This is a genomic window from Ruminococcus sp. AM26-12LB, from assembly GCF_003480785.1.
Lineage (GTDB): Bacteria > Bacillota > Clostridia > Lachnospirales > Lachnospiraceae > Blautia_A > Blautia_A fusiformis.
The window spans coordinates 43400-55824 of the sequence record NZ_QUJX01000001.1 but is presented as its reverse complement, the minus strand read 5'-3'; the positions used below and the strand labels follow the sequence as shown (position 1 = coordinate 55824).

12 protein-coding genes are annotated in these 12425 nt (G+C 41.9%); 2 read left to right on the top strand and 10 right to left on the bottom strand.

What is annotated here, in order from left to right; genetic code table 11:
- Positions 1–14 precede the first annotated feature (14 nt).
- On the top strand, positions 15–197 hold the full coding sequence (locus tag DW694_RS00265) for a hypothetical protein (RefSeq protein WP_118516517.1): 183 nt from the start codon (positions 15–17) through the stop codon (positions 195–197).
- Between the two features lie 311 nt (positions 198–508).
- Here the strand turns inward: DW694_RS00265 and DW694_RS00260 are convergent, their stop codons facing one another.
- From DW694_RS00260 to DW694_RS00225, 8 genes are all read right to left on the bottom strand, one after another.
- Positions 509–1006 carry an aminoglycoside nucleotidyltransferase gene (locus DW694_RS00260; RefSeq protein ID WP_009247521.1) on the bottom strand — a complete coding sequence of 166 codons (498 nt, stop codon included), beginning with the start codon at positions 1004–1006 and terminating at the stop codon, positions 509–511.
- A gap of 84 nt (positions 1007–1090) precedes the next feature.
- Entirely contained in the window at positions 1091–2635 is a 1545-nt protein-coding gene (locus DW694_RS00255; RefSeq protein ID WP_009247522.1) for an ATP-binding cassette domain-containing protein, read from the bottom strand.
- Between the two features lie 453 nt (positions 2636–3088).
- Positions 3089–3466 carry a TnpV protein gene (locus DW694_RS00250; RefSeq protein WP_009247523.1) on the bottom strand — a complete coding sequence of 126 codons (378 nt, stop codon included), beginning with the start codon at positions 3464–3466 and terminating at the stop codon, positions 3089–3091.
- Positions 3467–3492: 26 nt separating this feature from the next.
- Entirely contained in the window at positions 3493–4653 is a 1161-nt protein-coding gene (locus DW694_RS00245; protein ID WP_009247524.1) for a plasmid recombination protein, read from the bottom strand.
- A 334-nt stretch (positions 4654–4987) separates the two neighbouring features.
- Complete coding sequence (locus DW694_RS00240; RefSeq protein ID WP_009247525.1) at positions 4988–6142, bottom strand: AAA family ATPase; 1155 nt, start codon at positions 6140–6142, stop codon at positions 4988–4990.
- The gene (locus DW694_RS00235) at positions 6132–6467 is read right to left on the bottom strand and encodes a hypothetical protein (protein ID WP_009247526.1); all 336 of its coding nucleotides are present in this window, start codon (positions 6465–6467) and stop codon (positions 6132–6134) included. The genes DW694_RS00240 and DW694_RS00235 overlap by 11 nt, the downstream gene beginning before the upstream one ends.
- Positions 6457–7548, bottom strand: a complete 1092-nt coding sequence (locus DW694_RS00230) for a site-specific integrase (RefSeq protein ID WP_009247527.1) — start codon at positions 7546–7548, stop codon at positions 6457–6459. Before DW694_RS00230 ends, DW694_RS00235 begins: the two co-directional genes overlap by 11 nt.
- Positions 7549–7737, bottom strand: a complete 189-nt coding sequence (locus tag DW694_RS00225; RefSeq protein ID WP_009247528.1) for a transcriptional regulator — start codon at positions 7735–7737, stop codon at positions 7549–7551. It lies immediately after the preceding gene.
- Positions 7738–8185: 448 nt separating this feature from the next.
- Here DW694_RS00225 and DW694_RS00220 point away from each other — a divergent pair, with 448 nt between their 5' ends.
- Complete coding sequence (locus tag DW694_RS00220; RefSeq protein ID WP_009247529.1) at positions 8186–8716, top strand: helix-turn-helix transcriptional regulator; 531 nt, start codon at positions 8186–8188, stop codon at positions 8714–8716.
- Positions 8717–9008: 292 nt separating this feature from the next.
- Here the strand turns inward: DW694_RS00220 and guaA are convergent, their stop codons facing one another.
- Both guaA and DW694_RS00210 read right to left on the bottom strand, forming a co-directional pair.
- Positions 9009–10586, bottom strand: coding sequence for a glutamine-hydrolyzing GMP synthase (gene guaA, locus DW694_RS00215; protein WP_021652384.1), 1578 nt, complete (start codon positions 10584–10586; stop codon positions 9009–9011).
- A gap of 120 nt (positions 10587–10706) precedes the next feature.
- Positions 10707–12248: an amino acid carrier protein gene (locus DW694_RS00210; RefSeq protein ID WP_118752350.1), complete on the bottom strand. Its 1542-nt coding sequence runs from the start codon at positions 12246–12248 to the stop codon at positions 10707–10709.
- Positions 12249–12425 lie beyond the last annotated feature (177 nt).

Below are 12425 nucleotides of genomic sequence, written 5' to 3'. Positions count from 1 at the left end.
AAGGAGGTGAAACAATGGCAGATAAGAGCAATACTACCAATGCAACAGAATTATTAAATAAAATTTGCTCAGGTGGAACCATTACTCCTCAAGACTTAGGAACACCTACGGCAAATACACAAGCAACTACTTATTTAACAGAAGGTACAACACCTTTACACTTTGAACTCAACACTCAAAATAAAAACAAAAAATAATTTTGTACTCAATCTGTACTCAAACCACATAGCAAGAGCCCGGAAACCCGCATAAACACTGGATTTCCGAGCTCTATTTTTTTATTCAAATTCTACAAAGACTAACGCTTTTTGTTTAGGAATTATTCTCTGTAATGTTTCTCGTTCTTTTGATTATTTGATATATCCATATTATCCTGCCTATACGAGCTAATGTTATCATTTTGTTATCGGCATTGATAACACCTACTCGATAACTGTGGATAATAACTATATGTAGCATGTCAAATTATAAGCTATTTTGCTTAGAGATTCAACACAAAACTGAAATTTTACTTTTCCTTATATTCATCTGGTATTGCTATTTGAAATGTTTCACACAACAGCATCACATCATGCACATCATTTTTATCGTGTTCATATCCCAAATGAAGCATTACCTGACTCAATGGTTCAATACAAGAAACAGTTATATCTCCAACTTTTCCAATACCGGAAAAAGTTTTTGATGGAAATATATCTCCCTCATAAACAATTCCGTCATCTGTAAATTCAAAACAATGTAAATCAATGATTCTTTGTTTATCATCTTTCCAGACAGTATGACCATCCGTTGTATAATCAGTATTTACTTCCTCAAATCCATGCTGCTTAATCACATAAATATAATCATGATAATGTTTCAGTTCAACAAACAAATCAATATCATTGTGTATTCTTGATTCTCTTTTAAGAAGTGCATCAACACCCCATCCGCCATCTAAATATACTTTAATTTCGTTTTGCAAAGCATATTTTATAATTTCACATGCATCTTCTGTACGTACCATAATCTATCCTCCAAATTCAAATCTTTGTATGCTTTCCAACTCACTAAAAGCCTGAAATTTGTCAGTCTTTCATCCTTTTTGTTATCAATCACCAATTAGCTGTAATCCATTAGGATTTAGCTGATATATTTTATCGCACACCTCTTCAATATACTTTCTATCGTGAGAAATGCTAATGACAGCCCCCGGAAATTCTCGGAGCATTTTTCTTATTACCGGACCGGACAATGGTGAAAAATTTCTTGTCGGTTCATCCAGAATAAGAACATTTGCACCACTTAAGCTCATCCTCAAGAGAAGCACTTTCGCCTTTTGTCCGCCTGATAACTCCCGAATCGGATGCTCCATTTCATCTGGTGTGTATTTAAGTGAACCAAGGTATGTTCTAATTCTTGTACGCTCTTCTTTATCTCCTGTTTTATCAAGGTAATCAACCGGTGTAACATCCAAATCCAGCAGGTCTTCATAAGTTTGAGGCATATATTCTGCTTTAATGTCATTCCGATTTAGGAGTTCTTCCGCTATCTTTTTTAGAAGAGTCGTTTTTCCTGCCCCGTTGGCTCCTATCATACAGATTTTTTCTGAACCTTTTATTTTTAAATGAATTCCTTCTGCTAAAATTCTTTTGCCATCCGGAGTCACAAGCTTTGAAAGTTCATATTCTATGACCGTTTTTCCTGCGGGAATGTGTGAGTTTTCATCCCCTAATTTGACAAAGATTGCTTCTTCCTGTTCCGGCATCTGAGTCATATTTTCATCTTCTTTTTCAAATCTTCGTTCCATTGCCTTAACCGTATGCATTTTGTCCTTTAAGTTTTTGGCAACAGACGGTGCTTGTCTGGTACAACTTCTTAATGCACCTTGTACACTCTGCATAACTCTTTGATATTTTTCATCGCGAATCTTTTTCTCCCTACGGTCACTCAGTGCCCGCTGTTTTTGGATTTCAAATTTATGAAGCCGTTCTTCCACATAGCGTCTATAGGGAAGCTTTGCCACGGTATATCTCGCCTTTGTTTTTCGTATAATCTGCTCGATATGTATCACCATGTTGGCAGTACGCTCTATCAGCGTTTCATCGTGTGAAATAAAAAGCACAATGTGCTTCCAGTCATTTATGATTTTTTCCAGTAATGTAAGCGTCGCAATGTCGATGTCATTGGAAGGTTCGTCCAACAACAGCACAGAAACATCGCGAATGAAAAGCCTCATAAGTTGTGTCTTGACTTTTTCGCCTCCTGAAAGACTACCCATTGTCTGGTTACTGTAGAAAAAATCATTTTTCATTCCAAATTTTCCCGCAATAACAGACAATTCTTTAGGCGTTTTCTCCCAGAATATTTCCTCTTCAGAAAAATATTCGTATATTGTTTTTTCCTTATCTTCATCGAGCATCTCCTGCGGAAGATAACCAAGACGTTCGTGTCCCATTATCCTTTCCCCATCTGCTTCTATATAGTTTTCTACAAGCGACGGATTGTATATCCACTTCATTAATGTCGATTTCCCATTTCCCTCTTCTCCAATAATAACTGCCTTATCTCCATCATTTAGCACAAGGTTGAAATCATTAAGAATTATTCTCAGGTCTTTTTTATGTGTTAAATTTAATTTTTTTATCTGCAACATTAAAGTTTCTCCTTTTCGAAGTCTGAGCCAATTATTATTTTGAACACACAAAAACGAGTCTTTTTTGCATACGCAAAAATAGACTCGCTAAATAGACCCTTATTTCTTTTCCAAAAGGAAAACAAAGGAAATGCCTCTTGCGATAATCCAACTTAAGCGTACACAAAACAAACCTATTCTCTACAGGCTCAATAACTATATGTGTCTTACTTAAATCAAATTATCTATTAATCATTTCCTCACCTTACACAAAATGTGCCTTTCTTTCTTCTAATGGCAATACTATCATACTTTATTTTTTGTGTCAATACATTTCACCTTATGGAAGTGCAAATTAAAATTTTCACTTCCTAATTATACATCCAACCATTACGAAATTCAATCTTTCACAACCTCTTTACAACCACAACCACAGCACTCCAGCAAACGCAGGAGCACCATACCGTAAAACGCTTATGTGTAAATCAACTCCGTTCCTACAACTTCCCTCACACAAGCCTGAATATTATTCATTCTTCCAATCCATTCGTAGGGATTATCTTTCTTTAATTGTTCCGTCACATCTTGTCTGTCGGCATATTCCTTTACCAGTCGAAGAAACATATCCTCTGCTTGCTTATCGACTTCTGCAAGATAACTATGCAGCTTTCCGCTTGTCAGCAGGTTCATATATAACACTTTATAGTGTTCCTTTAAATGCCTTGCATGTCGTTTCCCCCATAAACCAATCGGCTCTATTTCTTCTTCGGCTGGTACTGTGATGTTCGGCAATAAATAATCACCCACCTGTCTATAAGTTCCGCCCATTTCTTCAAAAATTGTCTTTGTCATTTTCCTTTTCCTCCTGTGATTTTTGTCTATCGTGATCGTGTATTATCACGCTTGCGACCTTTAACTGTTCTTGCCTGCTCCAACAAATCATCTATCTGTTTGCGACCAAAAACCTTACGGAGCAGGCTGTAATCTTTATTTTCTGCTTTTAGGATTTTGTTTTCTTCGGTCAATCTTTCATTGACTTTCTCCAAACGCTGATTGGTGCGGTATAACTGTGCATTCGCTGTATTCAGCCTATGATAGTTGTCCCACCCCTCAAAGCAGCGGGCAAGCACCGTTTTGACAAGTTGCTTCAATTTCCTTACAACCGGCTCTGCCATTTTGGTTTTATATGCCTTTGCAGTCATAAATTTCTCTGGTTCTGGCAACTGATATTTCGGTGCAGTATCAAGCTCTATTTCAAGATTTGACAGCTCGTCTTTTGCCTTATCATAGTTCAATACTCGTTCCGACAACACATCAAATTCAATCTGTTTCTGCTCGATTTTCGCACCTAATGCCGCCACTTCTTTTTCTCTTTCCTGCTTTTTATAATCCAAAACAGAAAGATGTTTTTCGTGTGTGCCTAAATGTTCCCACTCAATCCCATAACGTTCCATCACCGCCGCAAGCTGTTCTTTTTCGGACTGTATCCATTGCGACCACTCCGTATCGCCACGACTGCCGCCCTTAAAACCTTGCGTTGCAAGAGCCTGCTTTAGTGACACTCTTGTATCAAGTCCACGCTTGCTGCCTGTGGTAAAAGGTACAAAATCTATGTGCAGATGTGGTGTAGCTTCATCCATATGCAGATGAGCCGAGAACACCCGAAGCTGTGGATTTCGCTCCTGAAAACCCTGATAGTATTCATCTAAAATCTGCTTTGCCAGTTCTCCGTTTTCCGTATCGGCGTTCATATTTCCCTTACCGCCCACCTGTAAAATGATTTCGTGGAACGGTTTTTCCTGCTTGGAACTTCGGATTTTTTCATAATAATCTTTTATCTTTCGGTCTGACCTTATCTGCTTGGCATTGTATCTTTCCAATGCTTCATCAAACAATTCGTGATAAACTGTCTTTATATTTTCATTGCAGTAGTCGATATTGAGATGAGTACGAGTTCCGTCTACATTTTCTGCTCGGAACTTTCGGCTATTGTGATTGACCGAGCCTTTACCGACCATTGCACTTATCGTTCTCTGCATTTTTTCATCTCCCATCTGTAAATTTCAACATTCTCAGGTTTTGTTACTTTTGTCAAAAGTAACGCAAAAGCACTTTTGACGGGTACACCCATCAAAAATGCGACCTGTAAACAGGTTTTGCGTTCTCCGAAGGCTCTCCGAGGGGTGAGCGTGTGCCGGTGGCACACACGCCTGCGAACCGACCGAGCCAGCAGGCGAGACCAAAGAGCCGCCTTTGAAAAGGCACTCTCTGCACACTCCCCTAAACTTTATCCGGTGTCAAAGTGTGACGATGGTGACAATGTTTTTCACAGCGTGCTGCTCTCAAAAACATTGACACCTTTGACACCGTTTGTCACGCCGTCTGCTCGGTTTCTTTCCAAAGTGAAACCTTTCTTCCGTCGTGTGTGCGGCTGTTCTGATAACGGATACCGTAATCACGAAACAGCCTGCTTGCGTTGATACTGAGCCTTAAAGAAAGTACATTCGGCTTTATATCCACCGCAAGCCTTTCGCAAAGTTCCGAAGCAGTTCCTTCCCATCTGTCACTTTCCGAAAAGAGCGTATCCGCTATCTTCTCAAGCAGAGGTTCGGGCGGTTCTTTCCACATCTCCGTTTCCGATTTTGCAAAGTTCCACACCAATCGCTCGCTGTCCCTTACAAGATGGATTTTCATATCCTGCTGGTCTCTGCCAGCAACATCAAGTGTGGCATTGTTGGAAGTACGCTTGTCCTTACTGAGAACAAATGCACCGTCTGCCGCACCCATCAGACCATTCGTGCCTGAAATCATATCGAATATATCTTCCGATTTTTGTTTGCGTGTATGATGAACAATAAGCATTGAAACCTTGTAACTGTCTGCCAACGCTTTCAGCCTTGCCACAACATCATAATCACTTGCGTAGCTGTAATCTGCTCCGCCTGCTTCACGCACACGCTTTAAGGTGTCTATGATAATCAAGCCTGTGTCTGGGTGTTCCCTCATAAACCCTCTTATCTGTTCTTCCAGTCCGCCATTGACCGTTTTACATTCCGTTGCGAAATACAGATTGCCTGTCTCCTTTGCACCGAACATCTGAAACAATCGCTTCTGCAAACGTGGGTAATCATCTTCAAGGGCAAAATAAAGCACCGTTGCCTTACGCACCTTATACTCCCAAAGCGGTGTGCCTGTGCTGATATGATAGGCAAGCTGTGCCATCATAAAGCTCTTTCCCACTTTCGGGGAACCTACGAAAAGGTAAGTTCCCCTTTGGAGCAGACCGTCGATAAGTGGTGTCTGAACCTCAAACACCGTATCATACAGCGTTGTCATTGATACTGTTTTCAGATAGGAAGGGTCTAACTGTCTGAGTATTTCCCTTTGCATTTCTTCAAAAGATTGCTCGTACCCCTTGAAATCCGTATCCTGATTGACTATACTATTGTCAGTACATTTGGAAAGTGACTGTTCCGCATCTGTTGCCGCAGATACATTTGGAATAGTCATTTCTTTTTTATTCTCCATTCGCATCCTCTCCTTTCAAACCGCCGAGAATAATGGAAATCAGTTCTATTACACTCAGCAGTTCATCATCCACACCTTTTCCTGCTTCAATCCTTTTCAGTTCCGCAAGGACTGTGGCAAATTCCGTTTTCAACGCCTTATACACTCTCGGATTGCCCTGTACCACCACATCCTGATTTAAGCAACGGCGGTAACAATACTCCTGTTTTGGCAATCCTGATAGAGCTACAGCTCTGTTAATGAGTTCGTTTTCTTCGGGCGATACTCGAAACCCTACTGTGATATTCCTCCAACGATTTTTGTTATCTCTGTTCTTAGCTGACATTTTCAAAATCTCCTTTCCCTAAATCATCTAATTTTTCTGCCATCTCAATCTGCTTTGACGGAAAGAGGTGTGCGTACTGATAAGTAATATCAATACTTTCGTGACCAACTCGGTCAGCAATCGCCACCGCAGAAAAGCCCATATCAATCAAGAGTGAAATGTGGCTGTGACGGAGATCGTGAATGCGGATACGCTTCACGCCTGCCGCCTTTGCCCCTCTGTCCATCTCGTGATGAAGATAGCTTTTCGTCACCGTAAAGATACGGTCTTTCTTCTTCAATCCGTAAAGCATACCGAGATATTCTTTCATTTCCTCACACAGAAACTTCGGCATTTTAATCGTGCGGTTGCTCTTTTTCGTTTTCGGAGAAGTAATCACATCCTGCCCTTTCAAACGCTGATAGGATTTATTGATTGTGACTGTTTCCTTATCAAAGTTGAAATCTGCCGGAGTCAAAGCTAACAGCTCGCCCTCTCGGATACCGCACCAGTAAAGCATTTCAAACGCATAAAAGGAAACAGGCTTGTCCATCATCTCAAAAGAGAATTTCTTGTATTCTTCCTTTGTCCAGAACAGCATTTCCTTGTGTTCCTCACGTCCCATATTTCCCACCTTTGCCGCAGGATTGGAACGCAGTTCATAGTAGCGGACAGCGTGATTGAAAATGGCGGACAACTGATTGTGCAGCGTTTTCAGATACGTCTGTGAATAAGGCTTTTTCTTCTCATCACGATAGGCAAGCATTTCATTCTGCCAAGTAATAATCTCCTTTGTGGAAATCTCGCTGATTTTCAGTTTCCCGAAATACGGAAGTATCTTTGTGCGTATGATATGCTCTTTGGTAAGCCACGTGTTTTCCTTCAAACGGTTCTTCACATCATTGATATAAAGCTCCGTAAAGGCTTCAAAACTCATATCAAGGTCTGAAGAAGTCTGCAATTTGAACATTCTTTCCCATTCCTGTGCTTCTCGTTTGGTAGCAAAGCCACGCTTGCATTTCTGCTTGCGTTCCCCTTTCCAGTTCACATACCTTGCCATCACATACCAAGTACCGTTATCTTCATTCTTAAATACCGGCATTTACATTTCCCCCTTTCCTGCTCCGTAGAGCCTTTCGTAAAAATACTGGCGATTTACACGCCCTGCAATCGTAATAAAGCCCTTTGCTTTCAATTCCTCATTTAATTGTCTGATGAGTTTATATGCATAAGGTTTTGATACGTTTAGTTCCTGAGCCACATCTTCGGCTCGGATAAATCTGTTTTCCATATCCTTTTTCTTCCTTTCTTAAAATAATTTTTTGCTTGCCGCTTTCTCCGTGTTAAAGTTCCAACAGGCACTCCTGCTTGTCGGCAGGCGCTGTGCTGTCCCAATGCACCGCAGTACATCAGGCGCTCGCTCGTATAGGGGTTCCCGAAAAGTCGGAGACTTTTGGGGAAGAGGAGGAGCAGTGCAGCGAATGAGCTTTTGTGCTTGCACACAAGCGAACGATACGGAACTTGCTCCGACGAGGTCTTGGCGGTTTGGCTTTTCGGACGGTCATTCAGTTGTCGCATTAAGCATATTTGTTTAATTCGTAATTTATTTTACTAAACATATTTGCTATTGTCAAGTGGTTGCAAAGAAAATATTAAACATTTTTGTTTCGGTTTTTCTTGACTTCCACTAAACATTTCTGCTATACTTATTTCACTAAATATAAAAGGAGCGTATCATTATGGCTATCAGCGAAAGAATACATTTTTTCAGACTAATGCGTGGTATGACACAAAAGTATCTCGGTACAGCAATCGGTTTTCCAGAAAAGAGTGCTGATGTGCGTTTGGCACAGTACGAAACTGGTACACGCAAACCGAAAGCAGACCTTACAAATGCATTGGCACAGGTGCTTGATGTTTCTCCACAGGCTCTTGATGTTCCTGACATAGACAGCTATATCGGTCTTATGCACACTCTGTTTACCCTTGAAGATATTTACGGTCTTACTGTCAGTGAAGCAGACGGAGAGGTATGCTTAAAGGTCAACAAGGACAAAGGCAGAGAAGCATATGAACTCCTCAAAATGCTGTATGCTTGGAAAGAACAGGCAGACAAGCTATCTTCCGAAGAAATCAACAGAGAAGAATACGATAACTGGCGTTACCATTATCCAGAGTTCGACACCACACAGCGTTGGGCAAAAGTTCCATCACAGGAATTAAGTGACGCTCTCGTGGAAGCATTCAAAGACCACTTGAAAGATAAATAAGCACCTACAGGACCTGCCACTGGCAGCTCCCTACAGATGCTTTGGCAACGACAAAAAAGCCCTTAACTATGGTTATTAACCACAGCTAAGGGCTTAGTTTATAATATGGAATTTGTTCAGAGCCAAGCTCCGAACTTTAGTCTGCAAGCCACCTGTTAATTGTTCCGTTACCCATAAACCACTGGATAACAAGAATAATGGCACTTGCTATGACTGTTATCAATTTGTTATCAAAAGACTAATCGAAATCGCTGAAACCCGCATAAACACTGGCTTTTTTAAGCAACTCGATTTATTCAAACTCAATCGTTCCAGGCGGCTTACTAGTAAGATCATAGAATACGCGGTTTACGCCCTTAACTTCATTAATAATACGGTTCATCACCTTATTAAGTACTGCATAAGGAATCTCAGCAGACTCAGCAGTCATGAAGTCAATGGTCTTAACGGCGCGAAGCGCCACTGCATAATCGTATGTTCTGAAGTCTCCCATTACACCTACGCTTCGCATATTTGTAAGGGCTGCAAAGTACTGGTTCGGCATCCAGGACGGATCTTCTCCGTGTTCTTTTTTGTAGTCGGCGGCTGCATTGTCGACTTCTTCACGGTAGATGTAGTCTGCATCCTGTACGATGCGTACTTTTTCCTCGGTGACTTCACCGATGATACGGATTCCAAGTCCCGGGCCCGGGAATGGCTGACGGAATACCAGTCTTTCCGGAATTCCAAGCTCAAGGCCGGCTTTACGGACCTCATCTTTGAACAGGTCACGAAGCGGCTCAATGATTTCTTTGAAATCAACGAAATCCGGAAGGCCTCCTACGTTGTGATGGGATTTGATCACTGCGGATTCTCCGCCGAGACCGCTCTCTACAACGTCCGGATAAATGGTTCCCTGTGCAAGGAAATCCACAGCACCGATCTTCTTGGCTTCCTCCTCGAAGATACGGATAAATTCCTCACCGATGATCTTACGCTTCGCTTCAGGCTCTGTAACACCAGCAAGCTTGTCGTAATATCTCTGCTGTGCATTCACGCGGATAAAGTTCAGGTCAAACTGACCATTCGGTCCGAATACACCTTCAACCTCATCACCTTCATCCTTACGAAGAAGGCCATGATCTACAAATACGCAGGTAAGCTGCTTGCCGATCGCTCTGGAAAGAAGTCCTGCTGCCACGGAGGAATCTACACCACCTGACAGGGCAAGGAGAACTTTTCCATCACCGACTTTCTCGCGGATCTCTTTGATCGTGTGTTCAACAAAGGCATCCATCTTCCAGTCTCCGGCACATTCGCAGACACCAAGTACGAAGTTGGACAGCATTGTCTTTCCTTCTACTGTGTGCAGTACTTCCGGATGGAACTGGATCGCATACAGTTTCTTCTCTTCATTCTGTGCAGTTGCTACCGGACAGTCTGCAGTATGTGCAGCGATCTCAAATCCCGGTGCAGTCTGGGAAATATAGTCTGTATGGCTCATCCAGCAGATTGTTTTGTCGGATACATTTTTGAAGATCCTGGAATCTTTCTTATCGATGAGAAGCTCTGTCTTACCGTATTCGCTGACATCTGCCTTCTCAACTTTTCCGCCAAGGACATGCATCATAAGCTGTGCTCCATAGCAAAGTCCAAGTACCGGAATACCAAGCTCAAATAATTCCTTCTGGTAAGTCGGTGAATCTGCCTCATAGCAGCTGTTTGGTCCACCGGTAAGGATGATTCCCTTAGGATTCATCGCTTTAATCTTCTCAAGATCTGTCTTGTAAGAATAAATTTCGCAATATACATTGCATTCTCTGACACGTCTTGCAACCAGCTGATTGTACTGACCGCCAAAATCAATGACAATAACTAATTCTCTTTTCAAGGCTTTCCTCCTGTTATTTATAACATCTTTAGAATCTGTTACTCATTATAAATGAGTATATGCACTTTTACAATGCTAATTTTATCTCCCGCCGGAATTTTTATTTTCCGGAAAAATTTTTCACTGCTTTTTTGCCTGCTCATCCCAGTAAGCGCAGTCATTTCTTCCAATTACCTCCGATGTAAACGGAGTACCGTCATTCTTCTTATAATGTCTGGTCGCCCGGAAAACATATTTCGCACCGACATAAACGATCGGTACGTTGAAAAATACGATCAGAATATTTCCAAGATCAGAAAATGCCCAGAGATTTCCAAGCTCCAGTCCTGCGATATTACAGAGGATACCAAATCCTGCAACAAAAAGTCCGATGCAGCGTACAAAATTAATACATATCTTATCCTTGCGAATACGGTTTGCCGCGATCTCGGAAAAGCTGATCATTCCAAGCAGACAGGTAAATGCAAACAGGCAGAAACATAAGGTTACAAGGAAAGTAACAATTCCGTTCATCGCTGTTCCTGGTGTGAGAACAGCAATAGATTCCGTATATTTAGGAAGTTTATCCAATGCCTGCCAGGCTTCCGCATCTGCTCCTGTCCAGCAATGTGCCATAACTACCACAAATCCGGTAAGTGTGCAAATCACAATGGTATCAAGAAAAACTCCCAGAGAAGCGATGACACCCTGCTCACATGGATGCTTTGCGTCAGCTGCTGCCGCTGACATGGTGATCGTTCCCTGACCAGCCTCATTGGACATCAGGCCTCGTTTTACGCCCTGTGCAAGAACTGTTCCAAAAACACCTCCAAAAAATGCATCCGGCTTAAAGGCTCCTGCAAACACGCTTCCGAAGAAATACGGAATACGGGTAAAATTCAATATGATAAGAAGTAACACTACTACCATATAGAGCACCGCCATCACCGGCACCATCATATCTGTCCATTTGGATACTTTTTTGATTCCGCCAAATGCGATAGCTGCTGTGAGGATTACGATCAGCGTACCTACTATATAATAGAAGGCTGATCCGCTTGGAATGGTTTTTCCGGTTACGATCTCTGCCATGCGTCCTACTGATGAAACAACGTTAAAGCCCTGTGCCGGCAGACAGCAAAGCGCATACAGAATATACAATACCGAAAGAAAAACACCGATCCATACCTTATTTCCAAGAAGCTTTCTCCCATAAAAAGGAAGACCTCCTACGAACTCATCGTCCTTCTTCTCCTTGAAAATCTGAGCAAGGACACCCTCCATGTATGCAACTGCCATCCCGAAAAACGCAGATATCCACATCCAGAACAGGGCCCCCGGTCCACCCACTGCAATAGCACCTGTTACGCCCAGGATATTTCCCGGTCCTACACGCATAGCTGAACTCAGAAAAAACGATGCAAGCGGCGAAATTCCTGTTTCCACAACACGTTTCTCCGTCATGGTCCTGATTCCTTTTTTAAAGTAAGTCACCTGCATAAAACCGATCCTGAAACTGAAAAAAATCCCGGACCCAAGAAGTAATATGATCGCAAAGGATATATTTCCCAGAATCGGAATACTGCTGTACCAGTCAAAATTCGTGGGGAACTCCCACAGAAAATCAGACAGTGGACCGATAAAGCTGAACACTCCATTGATCGCCTCAAACACTTTCTCCATAGCCATCTCCTCCCTTTTCATCTGAATACCTCAGAATTGAACCATCTTTCCGGATATCACATTTTCCGCTGGACATAAAATATAGATATATTCATTTATACCCCTCAGAAAAATTTCCGCACCTGTTCATATAACATGTGTACCACATCCATACTTGTTCATTTCCCCTCCGGATTT